This window comes from Rhodopseudomonas sp. AAP120 (assembly GCF_001295845.1).
Taxonomy (GTDB): Bacteria; Pseudomonadota; Alphaproteobacteria; order Rhizobiales; family Xanthobacteraceae; genus Rhodopseudomonas.
Genome location: NZ_LJIC01000022.1, coordinates 72090 through 90652 on the forward strand (window position 1 = coordinate 72090; position 18563 = coordinate 90652).

Consider the following 18563-nt stretch of genomic DNA (forward strand, 5'->3'; position numbering starts at 1 on the left):
TGTCCTATCGGTGAATGAATGGCGAAGAGAGATTGCGCGTTCGCGCGCGGAATGACGGCGGGGAGGGGGTGCGAACTAACCATGGCCGGCGATCGCCGCGACGCCGAGCAGCAGGCCGATCTGGGTGAGTTGTTCGGTGGCGCCGAGCACGTCGCCGACATAGCCGCCGATCAGCCGCGCGGCGGCGAGCGCCGGCAAGGCGCCGAGCGCCACCGCGCCGATCAGTCCGCAGGCGGCGGCGCCGGGCTCGGCTGCGACCAGCCACGCCACACCGAGCAGCGTCAGCATCGCGGCGACGGCTGCCTTCGCCGGATCGAGCTGGTGGTCCGGATAGCTGAGCTTGGCGGTCGCGACATTGCCCGCATAGGGCAGCGCCGACATCACCAGCAGGATGCCGGCGCGTCCCATGCTGTGGGCGGCGACCAGCGCGGCCGCGCCCAGCCAGGGCGGCAGCGTCGCCAGCACGGCGATGCGCAGCACGACGCTGCCGAGCAGCGTGATCGCGCCGTAGCTGCCGATCCGGCTGTCCTTGATGATCGTCAGCCGTTGCTCGCGGCTGCGGCCGCCGAACAGCCCGTCGGCGGTGTCGGCGATGCCGTCCTCGTGCAGCGCGCCGGTCAGCATCACGCCGGCCAGCACCGCCAGCACGGCGGGCACCAGGCCCGACCAGATCGCCGAGGCCGCGATCAGCACGCCGCCGCAGGCAAGCCCGATCAGCGCACCGACCAGCGGGAAGTACTTCGCGGCCGGCAGCAGCCAGTCGTCGTCGAACCGCGCTCCGGGCGCGGGCAGCACGGTCATGAATTCGACCGCATTGAGGAAAGGGCGCAGCTCGCGGGTCACGACGCCGGTCCGAGCGCGGCGAGGACGTCGGACAGATCCGCCAGCTCGGTCAGGATGCCGGCGGCGGCGCGCAGCAGCGGCACCGCCATCAGCGCGCCGGTGCCTTCGCCGAGCCGGAAGCCGAGATCGAGATACGGCGTCGCCGCCATCGCCTCGAGCAGCACCGCGTGGCCGCGCTCGGCCGAGCGATGCGAGAACACGCAATAGTCGCGCGCCTCCGGATGCAGCCGCACCGCGACCAGCGCGGCGGCGCTGGCGATGAAGCCGTCGATCACCACGGGCCGTCGCTTCGCCGCAGCGGCCAGCACCGCGCCGGCCATCATGGCGATCTCGTAGCCGCCGAATTCGGCCAGCACCTCGAGCGGTGCGGTCGCGGCCGTGCGCGCTGCCGCCATCTCGGCGATGGCGCGCTTGTGCGCGACGCCGGCCTCGTCGAGGCCCGCGCCGCGGCCGACGCAGTCGGCAACCGGCGTGCCGGTGAGGCGATGCGCGAGCAGCGCCGCCGACGTCGTGTTGCCGATGCCCATTTCGCCGATCGCCACGACGTCGACGCCGCCGTCGATCGCGTCCGACACCAGCGCGATCGCGGCGCTGAGCGCGCGGCGGGCGTCGTCGATGCTCATCGCCGGCTCGCGGCTCGCATTGCGGGTGCCATGGCCGATCTTGCGGTCGATCAGTCCGGGATGCGGCGGCAGATCGGCGGCGATGCCGGCATCGACCACGCACACTTCGGTGGCAGCGGCTCTGGCCAGCACGTTCATGCCGGCGCAGCCGGACAGATAGGCAGCGACCATCGCCTGCGTCACGCTGGCCGGGTAGGGCGAGACGTTGTCGGCAGCGAGGCCGTGATCGCCGGCGAACACGAACACCATGGCGCGCGCTGCACGCGGCGGCGCCGGGTGCCAGATCAGTCCGAGCTGAACGGCGAGATCCTCCAGCCGGCCGAGCGAGCCTGGCGGCTTGGCTTTGGCGTCGAGCCCGGCGCGGAGCGAAGGTTCGAGTGCGCGATCGACGGCAGCGATCGACAAGGTGGCGAGATGGTCGAGTGGTGCGTGCATGGTGCGGAATCGGTGCGGCGGGATGGTTCGGATGCGAGCGGACGACGCGGCGGACCGCGTCGCGCCCCGCGGGACAGCAGGCGCGGGCATCGGTGATCGGGCGCGGCCGTGGCGGACTATGGTGTGAACGGGAGCGGCATCGGAACGTCCTTCTTCGACCCACCGTCGAATGGCATTGCGCAGCTCTCCGGCCGGTCTCCTGGCTCGCGGATGTTGTCCCGATCGCCTTCCCGGGCCGGGGAGACGGCCACAGTGGCGGTGTGATCGGAGACGATCCGCTTACAGTTGCGGGGGCAGCCGCGGCCTCGGCGATCGCTCGCCTCACCGCATTCCCGTTTCACCCTTCCGCAGAAGGGCACCGAAGAGGCCCGGACAAGAGCACGCCGCCCGAGCGGACGCAATGCCGGCCGCCGCCTGCGGGCGCCGCGTCAGACGAAGGTGCAACGGCTCGTCAGCGTCGCGGCGTGTCGCGGATTTTTGACGCGGGGGGCGGTGCCTGCCTGGTCGTGACGCGCTATAAGGTCGCGCCCGGAGCGGGCCGCGGCCCGCAGCGGCGGCTCCGCCGGATCCCGGACAGCTCCGCCAGATGGAAACCTGATCGCTTGAAATCGCTCGGCATCATCGTTCTGCTGGCCTTGGCGGTTTTCGCCTATGGCCTGTATTCCGACGTCACCCTGACGCGCTGCGTGCGCGGTACGGTTTCGGCCGCGCTCGGCCTTTGCGCCAGCGGCGAGTGAGCCGCCGCTGCCGGTCGATACAGTTCTGAATCGTCGGACGAAGTGACGCGCGTCAGCGCCCCTCGAAGGTCCAGTTCTCGCCGCCGCACAGCGAGCCGACGCAGCCCTCGACATGCAGCGAGGTCGGGCCGGTGTGCGACAGGCTGGCCTCGTAGGTCTTGCCGTCGTCGGCGTTGTAGATGTGGCCGGACCATTTGCCCTGCGACACCGGCCGCATGTCGCCGAAGATCTGCAGCCCGATCACCGGCCGCGAGGCACGGGCCGGATCGGGATTTTTGTCGTCGATCTGCGGCTTGCCAGTGTTCGGATCGATCGGCTGGCGCAGCCACACGATCGTGCCGCACAGCGCCGCGCCGCAGCTCTTGATGCGCACCTTGGCATCGCCGGCCTGCGTCAGCCAGGTGCCCTGCGGGCCGGCCGATTGCGCGTGCGCGGCGGGCGCCAGCAAGGCGAGCAACGCGGCGGCGAAGAATGCGGATCGGGTGGTCATCTGTCCTCCAGGCATCGTCCAGCGCGCAACACGTCGCGTCGGTGCGGTGGCAGCGCGTGAATAGCAGAGGAGGTGGATTCGTGGCAAAGGCAAGGCGGACACAAACAAACACAAGATGCGCAGGTCCTGTGCGATTCACTTGACCCAGCGTGTCAGGTAGATCGCCATCACGGTGCCGAGCCCGTACACCACCATCGCAAGCGTCACCAATGCGAACAGCGTCCAGGCCGGCGCGCCGCTCGCCATCAGCGCCGCACCGCCGATCGCGACCAGCAGCAGCCGGGCGGTCGAGGCCAGCACCGGGCCGCCGACCTTCGCGGCGCCCTGCGAGGCGAAGTACAGCGTCACGCCGAGGCCGAAGAACGCGAAGGACGGGCCGGCCCAGTGGAAATAGGCATGGGCTGCCGCAGTCACCGCAGGATCGGCGGTGAACAGCGACACCCACAGCGCCGGTTGGATCGCCAGCACCAGGCCGATCACCCCGAGGATCACCGCCGACACGGCGCCTGATGTCCACGCGACACGCCGCGCCCGGGCGATCTGACCGGCGCCGATCGCCATGCCGACCATCGGGATCGAGGCGACGCCGACCGCGAACGCGATCGGGATCAGCAGGAATTCCAAGCGCGAGCCGATGCCGTAGCCGGCCAGCGTCGCGGTGCCGTAAGTGGCGAGAATCTTGGTGAAGATCAGGATGGTCAGCACCGATTGCAGCGGCGACAGGCAGGCCATCGCGCCGACCTTGAGGATGTCGATGAACAATCGTCGCTCGAACGTGAAGGATCTGAAGCGCAGCTTCAGCCGGGCGCGGCCGCTCGCCATGTAGCCGATCAGAAACAACGTGCCGAGCGTCCAGGCGATGAGTTGCCCGGAGGCGACGCCCGGCATGCCGAGCCGCGGCATCCCGAACAGGCCGAGGCCGAACGTGCCGCCGATCGTGATCTGCAGCACCGCGACCGCCATCAGCGTCGCCGAGGGCAGCACCATGTCGCCGGTGCCGCGTAGCACAGAGGCGAGGGTGTTCACGAGCCAGATCGCCACCGCGCCGGAGAACAGCACCACCGAGTAGCTGAAGGCCTGCTCAAGCACTTCGCCGCGGCCGCCGAGCAGCGTGTACAGCGATCGGCCGAACAGCTGCATCAGCAGCGTGAAGGCCAGGCCGCCGCCCAATCCGATGATCAGGGCGTGCAGCGCCAGGACCTCGGCACGAACCCGATCGCCGGCGCCGAGCGCGCGGCTGATCGCCGAGGAGACGCCGCCGCCCATCGCGCCGGCCGACATCATCTGCGTCAGCATCGCGAACGGAAACACCAAGGCCATCGCGGCGAGCGGCTCGGTGCCGAGCCGGCCAATATAGGAGGTCTCCGCAATCGACACGACGGCGGTGCCCACCATGGCGATGGCGTTCGGAATCGCCAGCCGCGTCAGCGTCGGCAGGATCGGTGCGTCGAGCAGCTGGTTCGGGGCCGCAGCGGGCAGGGGCGTACTCACCGGTGCGTCGATCGTCATGCGTGTCCTGCCTGTACGGACCGCTCCTCGGCGGCGGTCTTCATAATATTATGATCGACATATCAAGCGCGCGCAAGCGGTCTGCCGTGCGCCGGACGCAGGCGTCACCAGGGCAAACCGCAGAGGTCCAGCGTGCCGCCGCGAATCTTGCGCCGAAGATCGATCTGCAGCGGCATCAGATCGCGATACGGCGCCTTGCCGCCGCGCTGCTCGGCGACGATCTCGCCGTCGTAGCGCTGCCAGCCGCGCGCCAGGAAGAAACCGGCCTGCGGCTCGCCGCAGAACAGCAGCCCGCAATCGATCGCTTCGTGATCGCGCAGCGTTTGAACCGCGGCCCGGAGTGCGATCGCGCCAAAACCCTGCCGCCGGCTATCGGCGCGCGTCACCAGGCTGCCGAGACCGCCGACCTGGCACTTGCGGCCGTTCCAGCTCACGATCCGGATCGTGACGCCGACATGGCTCACCAGCTCGCCGGACGATTCGACCAGCACCCGCAGCGTCGGGTGGGCGGTCTCCGGTCCGGTCCGCTGCGGCGTCGTCTCGGCGCCCGCCGGCCACACCGATTCGAGCAGCGGCCGCACCATCGGCCACGCCGCCACGCCCGACAGAATGTCGATCTCGATCGTCATCCGCTCTCCTGTCACCGAACCCCTGCGTTCTGTGCAGGACCACGATACCGGTTGCAAGGATGGTCAAACACCGCGTTTCAGGGCATGAGTATGCTTAAAATGACGTCACCCAGAGGAAATCGTCCTATGAAGGCTTCAGAGCTCACCTCGTTTCAGCGCTGGTCGATCCTGATCGGCGCTTCGGTGCTGCTGAGCCTAGCGATGGGCATGCGGCAGAGCTTCGGTCTGCTTCAACCCTCCGTGATCCGTGACGTCGGTATCACCAGCGCTGACTTCTCGCTGGCGACGGCGCTGCAGAACATCATCTGGGGCGTCACCCAGCCGATCGTCGGCCTGATGGCGGACCGCTACGGTTCGCGCTGGGTGATGCTCGGCGGCGTGGTGATCTACGCGGCCGGCCTGGTGCTGATGATGATGGCCGACTCGGCGCTGACCTTCACGCTCGGCTGCGGTGTGTGCGTCGGCATCGCGCTGTCCTGCACCGCCTCGAGCATGACGATGACCGCGACTTCGCGCACCGTGTCGCCGGCCAAGCGCAGCGTCGCGATGGGTGCGGTGTCGGCGGCGGGCTCGCTCGGCCTGGTGCTGGCGTCGCCGCTGGCGCAGACGCTGATCACCACCTCGGGCTGGCAGATGGCGCTGATCGGCTTCCTCGGCCTCGCCGCGGTGATGTTGCCGTCGGCATTCTTCGCCGGCCGCTCCGACAAGATCGACATCGACAAGGCCGACGACAGCGAGCGTTCGGCCGGCGAGGTCGTGCAGTCGGCGCTCGGCCATTCCGGCTTCATGGTGATGGCGATCGCGTTCTTCGTCTGCGGCCTGCAGCTCGTGTTCATCACCACGCATCTGCCGAACTATCTGGCGATCTGCGGGCTCGACCCGTCGCTCGGCGCCAGCGCGCTGGCGACCATCGGGCTGTTCAACGTGCTCGGCTCCTACGTGTTCGGCTGGCTCGGAGGCCGCTATCCCAAGCAGTATCTGCTCGGCGGCATCTATATCGTGCGCTCGCTGGCGATCGCGGCGTATTTCTACTTCCCGGCCTCGGCCACCACCACGCTGGTGTTTGCCGCGGTGATGGGCGCGCTGTGGCTCGGCGTGATCCCGCTGGTCAACGGCCTCGTCGCGCAGCTGTTCGGGCTGCGCTACATGGCGACACTCACCGGCATCGCCTTCCTCAGCCACCAGGTCGGCTCCTTTATCGGCGCCTGGGGCGGCGGCATGATCTACGATCACCTCGGCAACTACGATCGCGCCTGGCAGGCCGCGGTGCTGATCGGCCTGATCGCCGGCACCGCCCAGATGCTGATGAACGTCCGCCCGCCACGCCGCCGCGAGGAGCTGGCGGTGCCGGTCACGGCGTGAGGAGTCGAAGCTCGGCCACAACTACACCCTCATGGTGAGGAGGCGCGCAGCGCCGTCTCGAACCATGGGCCGCGAGTCGGACGTGGCCCCACCCTTCGAGACGCCCGGCTTTGCCGGTCTCCTCAGGATGAGGAGTCAGTGCCTCCGGCTGCGGCCCGTTCGGTGAGGCGCAGCGCGCTCCGGTAAGATCACCCATCAGCGGTAACTGCTCCGGTACGCTCAGCATCTTGCGCCGATGACAGCCCTGCGACAGGGCGTTGCAATTCAGAATAGATATTGGGTCCAGCGGCGGAACCTTCTATAAGGGAGGCTCGTTAAGAAGCCGTCCCCCACCATTGTGGAAATGATGACCCATGACCTTCACGCTTCCTGAGTTGCCTTACGCCTACGACGCGCTCCAGCCCTACATGTCCAAGGAGACGCTGGAATATCATCACGACAAGCATCATCAGGCCTATGTCACCAACGGCAACAACCTGCTGAAGGGCACCGAATTCGAGGGGAAGTCGCTCGAAGAGATCGTCAAGGGCTCGTTCGGCAAGAACGCCGCGCTGTTCAACAACGCCGGCCAGCACTTCAACCACATCCATTTCTGGAAGTGGATGAAGCCGAATGGCGGCGGCACCAAGCTGCCGGGCGCGCTGGAAAAGAAGATCAACGAAGACCTCGGTGGCCTCGAGAAGTTCAAGGCCGATTTCGCCGCGGCCGGCGCCGGCCAGTTCGGCTCGGGCTGGGCCTGGCTGTCGGTCAAGGACGGCAAGCTCGAAATCTCCAAGACCCCGAACGGTGAGAACCCGCTGGTGCACGGCGCCACGCCGATCCTCGGCGTCGACGTCTGGGAGCACTCCTACTACATCGATTATCGCAACCGCCGTCCCGACTATCTGAAGGCGTTCGTCGATAATTTGATCAACTGGGAATACGTCGAAGAGCTGTATTCGAAGGCGTAAGCGCCGCGGCTCAATCACCGATTGAAATCGAAAAGGCGGCCTCGTGGGCCGCCTTTTCTTTTGATCGCAGCGCCTCTTGCGAGCGCCGGCCGGCTGCGTCACAACGTCTCGCCGGCCTCGCAACGTGGAGAGACGTGGAATGGTTTATCTGCTCGTATTCCTCGGTGGCGGACTGGGGACGATGCTGCGTCACCTCGTCAATACGGTGAGCGCCAGGATGTTCGGAACGGCGTTCCCGTATCACACGTTCTTCATCAACGTGTCGGGCTCTTTCATCATGGGTCTGATCGCCGGCTATTTCGCCTTCAAGGCCGGCTCGCCGCAATCCGTCCGGCTGTTCCTGATGACTGGCATCCTCGGCGGCTACACCACCTTCTCGGCGTTCTCGCTCGACGCCGCACTGCTGTACGAACGCGGCGCCGTCGGCCTGGCGCTGCTCTACGTGCTCGGCTCGGTGGCGCTGGCGATCGGCGGCCTGTTCGCCGGCATGGCCCTGATCCGCGCGATTACCTGAGCCGCGGCGTCACCCTCAGCCTCTCCGTCATTGCGAGTTGGGACCGACGAGCGCGTCGACACGCTTGGATGAAAGAACGCTGCCGCGCGAAAACCTCTCCCCGCGCGCGGGGAGAGGTCGGATTGCGCAGCAATCCGGGTGAGGGGGCGCCTACGCAAGCCTGAGCGCCTGCGATCCTGGGGCCCCGATGGCCCAACAAACTCGCGCTCGGCCTTGCTGAGACGCCCCCTCATCCCACCCTTCTCCCCGCACGCGGGGAGAAGGAGCAGGCCGTGCTCGCGGCGTGGCCTCGATCCAATCGAACTCTGACGTTGGCCAGCGCTTTAGCGATGCTGGGGACGCGGAAGAATCAGACCTTGTAGACGCCGGTATCACGAAATCCTCTCTAGGTATTTTAGTAACTTCTTTCTTCCTAGGAGCGGCAGCGACGAAGCAATCCATGCCGCACGCGTGGCGCTGGATTGCTTCGCTTCGCTCGCAATGACGGGGAGCGGACTTCGAGATAACTGCTGCTTCTTCGCGCGCTGCGCGTTGAGCTGATGCGTCAGGGTCGCTGCGAAAGATTGTGCAACAAAAACGTCAGCGCCGTGCTGGCGAAGACGTGCATGTTGTCGAGCCGGTCGGCGCTCGCGGTCTCCAGCGTCATCACCGCATTCGCAGGACCGGCGACGGCGATGCAGGTGTGGCCGGCGGCGTCGCCGTAGCGGTTGCCGCCCGGACCGGCGGCGCCGGTCTCGGACAGTCCCCAATCGGCGCCGAGCCGGCCGCGGATCTGCCTCGCCAGCAATTCGGCATAGGGCTCGGACGACGAGCGTACGCCCTCGACCTTCATGTCGGCATCCGGAATATCCATCAGCACGCGCCGCGCCTGCCGCGTGTACACCACCGCCGATCCGAGGAAGTAGGCCGACGCGCCCGGCACCGCGAGCAGCGCCGCCGCGATCAATCCGCCGGTCGATGATTCCGCCACCGCGATCGTCTGCTTTTGCGCGATCAGGTGCAGCGCGACCTTTTCGGCCAGGGGAACGAGGTCTTTCATGATTGCAACTCCGGCCTTGCCGCGCGTGCGCGAGCCCGTCCTGATCAGTGACTGCCGCCGGCGAATCCGGCCCGAACTGGCCGACAGCTGAGCGGAATTGTCCGGATCCGGCAATCCGATATTGAACCGCGTGCGGCGAGACGCAATCCGATGCGGCCGCGCAGCGCGGCGCATTGGGCTATGCCGTCGCGGCGGCTTGCGGGAACGGGCGGCTTTGTGTCTCACTCCGGTCCGACAGCGTTCCGCCTCCAACCACAAGAGACGCAGATGTCCGCAGGGAACACCCAAGGCGCCGCCGCTGTGGCGGCCGCGCCCCGCAATGCCGCGAACCTGATCGCGCCCGACACCACAGGGCTCAACTTCTATCGCGCCGATCCGTCGCTCGCCGATCTGTTGCGTATCCATCTGCCGGCCGATCTGGTCGCGCATCTCGAGCCGCATCTCGACCGGCTCGGCGAACTCGCCGGCGGTCCGCTCGATGAGTGCGCGCGGCTGGCCGATCGCCACACGCCGATCCTGCATCAGCGCGACCGCTTCGGCCGCGATGCGCAATCTATCGAGTATCACCCGGCCTATCGCGAACTCGAGAACGCGGCGTTCGGCACCTTCGGCATCCACGCGCTGTCGCACCGCAAGGGCATCATGGGCTGGCCGGAGGTCTATCCGGTGACCGCCAAGCATGCCTTCACGCTGCTGTTCAACGAAACCGAATTCGGCATGGGCTGCCCGATCAACGTCACTGACGGCTGCGCCAAGCTGCTGTCGAAATTCGGCGATGCCGCGCTGAAAGCGAAGTATCTCGACGGCCTGACCCAGACCGACATGAGCAAGCTGACTCAGGGCGGTCAGTTCATGACCGAGAAGGAGGGCGGCTCCGATGTCGGCACGTTGACCACGGTCGCGGTCTCCGAAGGCGATCACTGGCGGCTCTACGGCGAGAAGTGGTTCTGCTCCAACGCCGACGCCAAGGTGGTGATGCTGCTGGCGCGGCCGCAGGGCGCCGGTCCTGGTACACGCGGCGTCGGCCTGTTCCTGATGCCGCGCTTCCTCGACGATGGTTCGCCTAATCACTATCGGATCGTGCGGCTGAAGGACAAGCTTGGTACACGCTCGATGGCGTCGGGCGAGATCAAGCTCGAAGGCGCGATCGCCTATGCGGTCGGCAAGCTCGATCGTGGCTTCGTGCAGATGGCCGAGATGGTGAACTCATCACGCCTCTCCAACGGCGTGAAGTCGACCGCCCTGATGCGCCGCGCCTGGCACGACGCCATCACCGTCGCGAAGAACCGTGTGGTGTTCGGTCAGCGCATCGTCGACCTGCCGCTGGCGCGACGCCAACTGATGAAAATTCTGCTGCCGACCGAGCAGGCGATGTCGATGAGCTTCCTCACCGCCGATGCGCTCGACCGCGCCGAGGCAGGGAGTCAGGATGCCGCAGCCTTACTCCGCATCCTGACTCCGACATTGAAGTTCCGCGCCACCCGCGACGCCCGCAAGGTCTGCGGCGACGCCTTGGAAATGCGAGGCGGTATCGGTTACGTCGAGGAATTCGCGACTGCGAGGCTGTTGCGCGACGCCCATCTCGGATCGATCTGGGAGGGCACCGGTAATATCGTCGCGATCGATGCGCTCAAGCGGGCGATCGGCCGTCATGGCGCGGAGTCGGCACTTGCCGCTGATTTGCATGCGCGTCTGGACGATGCCACAGGTTTGCCCCAAGCCTGGAGCGACCGTTTGCGCGGCCTGATCGACCGCGCCATCGGCTTCGCTCGCGAGGTTGCGGGCCATGCCGAGAACGAGTCCGACGCCCGCCGCGCTACCAGCGCGCTGTACCACGTCGCCAGCGCGGTCTCACTGGCGTGGGAAGGCACCAAGATCGCCGCGATGCGCGGCGACGCCCGCCGCGCGCTGCTGTCGCGATTAGTCGTCGAGCATCGGCTGTATGCGCCCGACCCGTTCAAAGGCGGCGACGGCAAGACGGAGTTCGCGATCGCCGAGCTGCTGCTCGGCGAAGCCGATGCGCCGATGGATAAGGTGGCGCCGATGCTGACGGCGTAAGGCCGCACGTACAGCCTCTCCCCGTCATTGCGAGCGCAGCGAAGCAATCCAGCGTCGAGCACCGCGCTGGATTGCTTCGTCGCTTCGCTCCTCGCAATGACGGAGAGGTTGACCCAGTGATAACTAATCCACAAACGCCTTCGGTGGAACAAACCCGCCGAATTCCTGCTCGATCAGTTCGGCGAGCTTCAGCGGCGTGCGGTCTTCGAGCCAGGGGCCGACGATCTGCACGCCGATCGGCAGGCCTTCGCTCGACATGCCGACCGGCAGCGCCGTTGCCGGCAGGCCGGGCAAAGTGGCGATACCCGGCCACACCAGCTGATCGACATAAGGATGCGGCTGGTTATCGATCATGATGCGGCGTTCTTCCTGCGGCTCGTGATGATCCTGCGGATAGGCCGGCGTCGGCATCACCGGGCAGATCACCGCGTCGAACGACTTGAACAACTCGCGCCACTGCGCGCGCAGGCCGGTGCGGCGGCCGTCGGCAATCACCCAGTCGCGATGGCTCAGCACCATGCCGCGCAGGCGTTCGGCGCCGAGGCTGTCGTCGGCCGCATCGAGCTTGGTTACCGCGTTCTGCACGTCGGCGAGAACTTCCGGCGCGAAGCTTGCGGCAAGGAACGACAGCAGCATGCGCATATACACGCGCGAGGTTTCCGCGAGATCGGGCAGCAGCGGCGACTGACGGGTGATCGATACGCCGGCCTTGGTCAGGTTGCTCGCCAGCGTGTCAATCGCTTGGCGCACACTGGAGCCGGTCGGCAGCAGCGGATGCTGGTCCAGTATCAGCACGCGGAAGTCTTTCATCGCCGTGTGCCGCGCGGCCGGCAGGTCGAGCTTGTAGCCGATGCCGTCGAACACCGGATCCGGGCCGGCGATGACGTCGAGTAGCAGCGCGAGGTCGGCGGCGGAGCGCGCCATCGGTCCGATTACCGACAGGTCGCGATTGGACGGCAGCGGTGGCAGTCCGGGCGGCGTGTGGCCGCGTGCCGGACACAGCGCGAAGGTCGGCTTGTGCGCATAGATGCCGCAGTAATGACCCGGCACACGCAGCGAGCCGCCGATATCGGAGCCGAGCGACAGCGCGCCGAAGCCCGCCGCCAGCGCCGCCGACGAACCGCCGGACGAGCCGCCCGGCGTGCGGCTGAGATCGTAGGGGTTGTTGGTGGTGCCGTAGATCTCGTTGTAGCTCTGCCAGTCGGCGAGCGCCACCGGCACGTTGGTCTTGCCGACGATCACGCCGCCCGCCGCGCGTACACGCTCGATGGCGAGCGCATCGGTCTCGGCGACGAAGTTCTTCTGATCGGGGAAGCCCCAGGTGGTCGGCAGGCCGGCGACGTTGAAGCTCTCCTTCACGGTCATCGGAATGCCGAGCAACGGTTCGCGGCCGCCGCGCGAGAGCGCGAGATCGGCAGCGCGCGCCGTCTGCAACGCACGGTCGAAATCGCGGACGCAGATGGCGTTGACCTTGTCGTCGTGGCGCTCGATGCGGTCGATCGCCTCCTGGGTCAATTCGACGGCCGAGACTTTCTTGGCTTTCAGGGCGGCGCTGAGTTCGGTGGCGGTGGCGAAGCTGGTTTGCGATGTCAAAGGTTTCACTCCCGATGGCTGTCAGCCATATGCCATGCGGGCCAAGCTCAACGCAAATGCCGCTCAATAGCGGGATCATTCGATCGGCTCCGGGGCGACCAGGGTCAACGCCGCCATTCAGCAACAGATCGCCTGCGACGCGCAGGCGCGCCCCGGGCATTTGATCTTAATCAAGGATGATAGTTCGTTGGGAATGATCTGCTGCTGCAGACGTCTATGCCGCTGTCGATTAGTCGACCCGACCAGTCTTGCTATCGCGAAGATCAATTTCGGGTTGTGGCGGCACGGGGCATTGTTGCACGGAATTGAGCGATTTTGGTCGGCGCTGCCGATAGTTAGCTGCCTCGAAAGCCGGCTCGCGAGCCGTCTCGCAGGCTGTCGCAGCGTAAAGAGTCTCCCTAGACTTAAAGCTCCGGCTTCGGCCGGAGCTTTCTTTATGTGGGGATCCGGCAATCCACCGCGACACCCGACGGTCAGCCGCCGTGGAAGTTCTGCGGCGTAAAGTCGAGGTCGAGGACTTTCCACTCCTTGTACTTGTCCGCCGGCAACATGGAATAGGGCTGGCACGCGGTCAGCGCCTGGATCGCACCCTTCATCAGCGCCGGACCTTTGGTGGAGGCGCTGGCTTCGATCACGAACGGCTCCTGCGCCAATCGCCCGTCAGGCAGCAGCGGCACGCGCAGAATGATCTTCACATTGTCGGTGGGCGCGACGCCGGGCGGCAGTGTGGCGCAGGACTTCAGCTTGCGGCGCAGCGCGGCGATCGCATCGGCGCTGATGTCGGCGGCGATCTCCGCGGGCGCATCGAAGGTTGGATCGGCCGGCAGCCCCAGCGCGACCGAGTATTTCACCGTCAGATCCGGCTGCTGTGGGATCGCAGCCGGAAACGCCGCCGGCGTCGAGCTTGACGGGGAAGGTGGCTGAGACGTCGCGGGCGTCTGCGGCGACTCCGCCGCCGGCGCGGGTTTAGTGGGGGCTTCAGCCTTCTGCGGCTGACGTTCGGATGTGGCCGGCTCCGGCTTCGCCTGCTCGGGCTTGGATGCTTGTTGGGGCGCTGGTTCAGGCGCCGCTGGTTTGGTTTCGGCTGCCGGCGTCTCGCTTGGCATCTCCAAGGCCGGCTTCATCTCCGGCTTCGGTTCAGGCTGCGGCGGCGCCTCGTCGGCTGTGACGACATCCACTTCGACCCGCTGCTCCGGCACGTCGGCAAACGGCCGGACTTCGGCCAGCAGCAGCACGGCCGCCACCAGCCCCAGATGGGCCAGAACGGAAACCGACAGACCGGAGCGAAGCTTGGCGAACGAGATCATCACATGGACCGGGGCGAGGCGCCTGCCGGACAGCATAGCGCGTCGCCCTCGGTCGATGGACTCCGATCTTTGCCGGAACGCCGGCCGTCAGAACACCAGCTGACCGGCGGTGAACGCCAGAATCAGGAACAGCAGGAACAGCGCGAGGGAGAGGAAGAACAGCAGCTTCGAGATCCGCGCTGCACCGGCGGCGATATTGGTGAAGCCGAAGAAGCCGGCCACCAGCGAGATGACCAGAAAGATGATTGCCCATTTCAACATGTTCGATGCTCCCAGCGGCCCTTCCGTCTCGTGGTGAGACGTCTTCCTCGCGCGCGCTGCAGGAACAAACGCCGCGGGCTTCGGTTCCCGCGGCGTCACTAGTTCTAGTTCCCTGCGAAGCGGGAAGATGCTGCAACCTGTTCAGACAGCCGCAGCCGTCCGTGTGCTGTTCACGCCGCGGCGGCTTCCTTCTTCGGCCAGTAGCGGTCCTTGAGGTGGCGCTTGACCAGCTTGCCGGTCGGCGTGCGCGGCAGCTCGGTCTCGAAGTCGATCGAGCGCGGGCACTTGATCGGCGACAGGTGCTCGCGGCAGAAGCCGATCAGCTTGGCCTCGAGATCCTTGCCGGGTGTCACGCCTTCGCGCGGCTGCACCACGGCCTTGACCTCTTCGCCCATCTCCTCGTTCGGCACGCCGAACACCGCGACGTCGGCGACGTCGGGATGCGTCAGCAGCACGTCCTCGGTCTCCTGCGGATAGATGTTCACGCCGCCGGAGATGATCATGTAGCTCTTGCGGTCGGTGAGATACAGGAAACCCTCGTCGTCGAGATAGCCGACGTCGCCGAGCGTCGACCAGCCCTTGTCGTTGTAGGCGTTTTTGGTCTTGTCCGGATCGTTGTGATAGCTGAACGACGGCGCGTCGGCGAAATACACGGTGCCGATCTCGCCGACGGGCTGTTCGTCGCCGGTCTCGTCGAGGATCTTGATGGTCCCGACCACGGCCTTGCCGACCGTGCCGCGATGCGTCAGCCATTGCTGCGAGGTCGAGACGGTAACGCCGTTGCCTTCCGAGCCGGCATAGTACTCGATCAGGATCGGCCCCCACCATTCGATCATCTTGGCCTTGACGTCGACCGGGCAGGGGGCGGCGGCGTGGATCGCGCCCTTCAGCGTCGACACGTCGTAGCGGGCGCGCACCTCGTCGGGCAGCTTGAGCATTCGCACGAACATCGTCGGCACCAGCTGCGACTGCGTGACCTTGTACTTCTCGACCAGCGCCAGGAATTGCTCGGCGTCGAAATGCTCCATGATCACCGAGGTGCCGCCGAGCGTGGTCGCCATCATGTTGAAGCGCAAAGGAGCTGCGTGATACAGCGGCGCCGGCGACAGATAGATGCTGCCTGCGTTCATGCCGCACATCTTCTCGCACAAAAGGCGCAGGAACGGGCTCGGCACGTCGATGGCGTTGCCTTCGAACTCGCGCTTGATGCCCTTGGGGCGGCCGGTGGTGCCCGACGAATACAGCATGTCGTAGCCGGCGACTTCGTCGGCGATCGGCGTGGTCTTTTGCGCGCCGGCCTCCTTGTCCCAGGAGCGGAAGCTCGCGGCCGGCTCGTCGACCATGAAGAACTCGACGCCCGGCAACTTGCCGACCAGCGGCGCAATCGCTGCGGAGCCCTGGGGCGAAGTGATCACGACCTTGGCGCCGCAATCCTGCACGATGTAGGCGATTTCGTCCTGCTTCAGGTAGCGGCTGATCGCCGTATAGTAGAGCCCCGAGCGCTGCGCTGCCCAGCAGATCTCCATGAATTCGAGGCGGTTCTCCATCAGCAGTGCGATGTGGTCGCCTGCCTTCAGGCCCAGCGAGCGAAACAGGTTCGCACCTTGGTTCGAGCGCTCGTCGAGCTGCCGGTAGGTAATGGCCTTCCCGGTCGATGCCATCTGATAGGCGATCTTGTCGGGCGTATTGCGGGCATGAATCGACGGATGCGTCATGAATGTTTCCTCTTGGTGATGCGGCGGATTGCTTTCCGCTCTGAAGTTGTTCGGCGTGCCCCGGATGCAGTGCGCTGCGCCGCTCTTGCGGCGTGGTGCGCTGCTGATCCGGGGCCCCGGTGCTTATTGCCGGCGCTCGACCGGGGTCCCGGATCTGCGGCGCAGCGCTTTGCGCTGCACCTTGTCCGGGACACGGGGGTGGCGTGATACGGACGGCTTACAGCCGCTCGATGATGGTGACGTTGGCCATGCCGCCGCCTTCGCACATGGTCTGCAGGCCGTAGCGCTTGTTCTGCTGCTTCAGCGCGTGCACCAGTGTGGTCATCAGCTTGGTGCCGGAGCCGCCGAGCGGATGGCCGAGCGCGATCGCGCCGCCATTGACGTTGAGGCGGGCCGGATCGGCGCCGGTCGCCTTCAGCCAAGCGGTCGGGATCGACGCGAAGGCTTCGTTGACCTCGAACAGATCGATGTCGTCGATCTTCATGCCTGCCTTTTCCAGCGCGCGCTTGGTCGCGGGCAGCGGGGCCTCCAGCATGATCACCGGATCGCCGCCCATCATCGTCATGTGATGCACGCGCGCCAGCGGCTGCACGCCGAGCTGCTTCAGCCCCTTCTCGTTCACCACCATCACGCCGGACGCGCCGTCGCAGATCTGGCTGGCGGTCGCAGCGGTGAGTCGGCCGCCGTTCTCGTTGATCAGCTTGACGCCCTTGATTCCCTCGAGCGTCGCATCGAAGCGAATGCCTTCGTCGATGTGGTGGGTGTCGGTGGTGCCGTCGGCGCGGGTGATCTCGAGCGGGATGATCTCGTCTTTGAACTTGCCGGCCTGAGTCGCAGCGATCGCGCGCTGGTGGCTTTGGAAGGCGTATTCGTCGAGCAGGTCCTTCGACAGGTCGTATTTGTGCGCGACCATCTCGGCGCCAGTGAACTGGTTGAACTGGATGTTCGGATAGCGCTCTTCCATCTTCGGGCTCTTGTAGGTGCCCATTCCGGCCTTGGCGGCGAGGATGCTCGGCGAGCCCATCGGCACGCGGGTCATGCTCTCGACGCCGGCCGCGATCACGATATCCATGCTGCCGGACATCACCGCCTGTGCGGCGAAATGCAGCGCCTGCTGTGACGAGCCGCACTGCCGGTCGACCGAGGTCGCCGGCACGCTCTCCGGCAGCTTCGAGGCGAGAACCGCATTGCGGCCGATATTGACGGCCTGTTCGCCGGCCTGGCCGACGCAGCCCATGATCACGTCTTCGATCTGATCCGGCGCGGCGCCGGAGCGGTCGACCAGCGCATTCAGCACGGAAGCAGCGAGATCGGCAGGATGCCAGCCTGCGAGGCGGCCTCCCTTGCGGCCGCCAGCAGTGCGGGCGGCGGCGACGATATAGGCCTCGGCCATGGGGTTTTCTCCCTTGATGTTGGTTGTTTCGGCTGTGCCGATAGGCGGCGGATTAAAGGGGTGGCTTCCGATTTAGTCAATCAATCAATTAACGCTTGAGCCCGGCGCCGCGATGGGCTAATTGCGACGCCGATGGCAGCTCAACCGACCCAAGCGCTGGCGACCCGAGTACCGGTGGTGAAGAATTCCACCGCCGACAAGCTGTTGGTCGCCGCCGGCGAATTGATGATCGAGCGCAACTCGGTCGAGATTTCGCTGTCCGACATCGCGCAGAAATCGGGCGTCAACGCCGCGCTGGTGAAATATCACTTCGGCAACAAGGATGGTCTGCTGCTGGCGTTGCTCGAGCGCGACGCGTCTCACGAGATGACTCATCTCGAATTTCTGCTGGCGCAGCCGCTGTCGCCGACCACCAAGATGAAGCTGCATATCGCCGGCATCATCAAGGCCTACCACCAGTTTCCGTATCTGAACCGGCTGATCCACTATTTGCTGCACGGCTCGAATCGCGATGCCGCAGACGAGGTCACGAAATTCTTCGTCGGTCCGCTGCTCGATTTCCATCGCAAGCTGATCGCCGAAGGGATCGCCGCGAAGGAGTTTCGCAACGTGGATCCCGTGCTGTTCTACACCACGTTGATCGGCGCTTGCGATCACCTGTTCTTCGGGCGTCAGACCATGATGCGGGCGGCCGGCGTCGGTCCGGTCACCGATGAAGTCTGTCGCGCTTATATCAGCCATATCGAACAGATCGTCCTCGGCGGGCTGTTGCTGCGAAGAAGCGACCAGGCGTCGCGTTCGTAACACCTGCCGCGGACCAACCAGCTAATAATAAGAAGAAACGACTCCAAGCAACTGAGAGACCTTCAATCAGGACCCGGGACACGCCGAAGAAAATCCGAACAACAACAATAACGCCCAAGGACCAGTTCACGGAATCTGCCCGAAAGAGGCAGGCGGAATGGAACAGCAGGCACCCCCGGGACATCGTTTGAAGTGTTTCGATAACAACAAGAAAACAGCCAGGAAACGCCCGAGTATCTTCAGGTATCGATCGTCCCGCCCCGACAGGCGGCCGCAAGGCGCGAGGGGTGGAGAGCGCAAC

At 66.0% G+C, this 18563-nt stretch carries 17 protein-coding genes and 1 riboswitch; of the genes, 6 read left to right on the forward strand and 11 right to left on the reverse strand.

From position 1 onward, the window contains the following. Positions 1 to 75 precede the first annotated feature (75 nt). A complete protein-coding gene (cobS, locus tag IP86_RS05215; protein WP_054161449.1) occupies positions 76 to 843 on the reverse strand; it encodes an adenosylcobinamide-GDP ribazoletransferase in 768 nt (255 codons plus the stop codon). Beyond that, positions 840 to 1901 carry a nicotinate-nucleotide--dimethylbenzimidazole phosphoribosyltransferase gene (cobT, locus tag IP86_RS05220; RefSeq protein WP_054161450.1) on the reverse strand — a complete coding sequence of 354 codons (1062 nt, stop codon included), beginning with the start codon at positions 1899 to 1901 and terminating at the stop codon, positions 840 to 842. The genes cobS and cobT overlap by 4 nt, the downstream gene beginning before the upstream one ends. A gap of 172 nt (positions 1902 to 2073) precedes the next feature. Then, positions 2074 to 2279, reverse strand: a riboswitch (cobalamin riboswitch). Positions 2280 to 2503: 224 nt separating this feature from the next. Here cobT and IP86_RS29565 point away from each other — a divergent pair. Beyond that, complete coding sequence (locus tag IP86_RS29565) at positions 2504 to 2638, forward strand: hypothetical protein (protein ID WP_254984333.1); 135 nt, start codon at positions 2504 to 2506, stop codon at positions 2636 to 2638. A gap of 52 nt (positions 2639 to 2690) precedes the next feature. On the opposite strand, the gene IP86_RS05225 is transcribed toward IP86_RS29565, so the two are convergent. The 3 genes from IP86_RS05225 to IP86_RS05235 all read right to left on the reverse strand — a co-directional run bounded on the left by IP86_RS05225 (position 2691) and on the right by IP86_RS05235 (position 5266). Further along, positions 2691 to 3128, reverse strand: coding sequence for a DUF2147 domain-containing protein (locus tag IP86_RS05225; protein ID WP_054161451.1), 438 nt, complete (start codon positions 3126 to 3128; stop codon positions 2691 to 2693). A 135-nt stretch (positions 3129 to 3263) separates the two neighbouring features. After that, complete coding sequence (locus tag IP86_RS05230) at positions 3264 to 4637, reverse strand: MATE family efflux transporter (protein WP_054161452.1); 1374 nt, start codon at positions 4635 to 4637, stop codon at positions 3264 to 3266. A 104-nt stretch (positions 4638 to 4741) separates the two neighbouring features. Then, positions 4742 to 5266, reverse strand: a complete 525-nt coding sequence (locus IP86_RS05235; protein ID WP_054161453.1) for a GNAT family N-acetyltransferase — start codon at positions 5264 to 5266, stop codon at positions 4742 to 4744. A gap of 126 nt (positions 5267 to 5392) precedes the next feature. On the opposite strand from IP86_RS05235, the gene IP86_RS05240 reads away from it, so the two are divergent. The 3 genes from IP86_RS05240 to crcB all read left to right on the forward strand — a co-directional run bounded on the left by IP86_RS05240 (position 5393) and on the right by crcB (position 8092). After that, complete coding sequence (locus IP86_RS05240) at positions 5393 to 6628, forward strand: MFS transporter (RefSeq protein ID WP_054161454.1); 1236 nt, start codon at positions 5393 to 5395, stop codon at positions 6626 to 6628. Between the two features lie 353 nt (positions 6629 to 6981). Beyond that, on the forward strand, positions 6982 to 7578 hold the full coding sequence (locus IP86_RS05245) for a superoxide dismutase (RefSeq protein ID WP_054161455.1): 597 nt from the start codon (positions 6982 to 6984) through the stop codon (positions 7576 to 7578). Positions 7579 to 7717: 139 nt separating this feature from the next. Continuing rightward, on the forward strand, positions 7718 to 8092 hold the full coding sequence (crcB, locus tag IP86_RS05250; protein WP_054161456.1) for a fluoride efflux transporter CrcB: 375 nt from the start codon (positions 7718 to 7720) through the stop codon (positions 8090 to 8092). A gap of 544 nt (positions 8093 to 8636) precedes the next feature. Here the strand turns inward: crcB and IP86_RS05255 are convergent. Next, on the reverse strand, positions 8637 to 9131 hold the full coding sequence (locus tag IP86_RS05255; protein WP_054161493.1) for a CinA family protein: 495 nt from the start codon (positions 9129 to 9131) through the stop codon (positions 8637 to 8639). Positions 9132 to 9398: 267 nt separating this feature from the next. Here IP86_RS05255 and IP86_RS05260 point away from each other — a divergent pair, with 267 nt between their 5' ends. Then, positions 9399 to 11189 carry an acyl-CoA dehydrogenase family protein gene (locus IP86_RS05260; RefSeq protein ID WP_054161457.1) on the forward strand — a complete coding sequence of 597 codons (1791 nt, stop codon included), beginning with the start codon at positions 9399 to 9401 and terminating at the stop codon, positions 11187 to 11189. Between the two features lie 123 nt (positions 11190 to 11312). Here IP86_RS05260 and IP86_RS05265 read toward each other — a convergent pair whose 3' ends face one another. From IP86_RS05265 to IP86_RS05280, 5 genes are all read right to left on the reverse strand, one after another. After that, on the reverse strand, positions 11313 to 12782 hold the full coding sequence (locus tag IP86_RS05265) for an amidase (protein WP_054161458.1): 1470 nt from the start codon (positions 12780 to 12782) through the stop codon (positions 11313 to 11315). A gap of 473 nt (positions 12783 to 13255) precedes the next feature. Then, positions 13256 to 14125 carry a cell envelope integrity protein TolA gene (tolA, locus tag IP86_RS05270; RefSeq protein ID WP_054161459.1) on the reverse strand — a complete coding sequence of 290 codons (870 nt, stop codon included), beginning with the start codon at positions 14123 to 14125 and terminating at the stop codon, positions 13256 to 13258. Positions 14126 to 14176: 51 nt separating this feature from the next. Then, complete coding sequence (locus IP86_RS27965) at positions 14177 to 14350, reverse strand: DUF1328 domain-containing protein (protein ID WP_082363859.1); 174 nt, start codon at positions 14348 to 14350, stop codon at positions 14177 to 14179. A gap of 170 nt (positions 14351 to 14520) precedes the next feature. Next, positions 14521 to 16065 carry an acyl-CoA synthetase gene (locus IP86_RS05275; RefSeq protein ID WP_054161460.1) on the reverse strand — a complete coding sequence of 515 codons (1545 nt, stop codon included), beginning with the start codon at positions 16063 to 16065 and terminating at the stop codon, positions 14521 to 14523. A 217-nt stretch (positions 16066 to 16282) separates the two neighbouring features. After that, entirely contained in the window at positions 16283 to 17458 is a 1176-nt protein-coding gene (locus IP86_RS05280; RefSeq protein WP_054161461.1) for an acetyl-CoA C-acetyltransferase, read from the reverse strand. A gap of 132 nt (positions 17459 to 17590) precedes the next feature. Between IP86_RS05280 and IP86_RS05285 the strand changes: the two genes are divergently transcribed. Beyond that, positions 17591 to 18262 (forward strand): TetR family transcriptional regulator, encoded by a 672-nt coding sequence (locus IP86_RS05285; RefSeq protein ID WP_054161462.1) that lies wholly within the window; start codon positions 17591 to 17593, stop codon positions 18260 to 18262. Positions 18263 to 18563 lie beyond the last annotated feature (301 nt).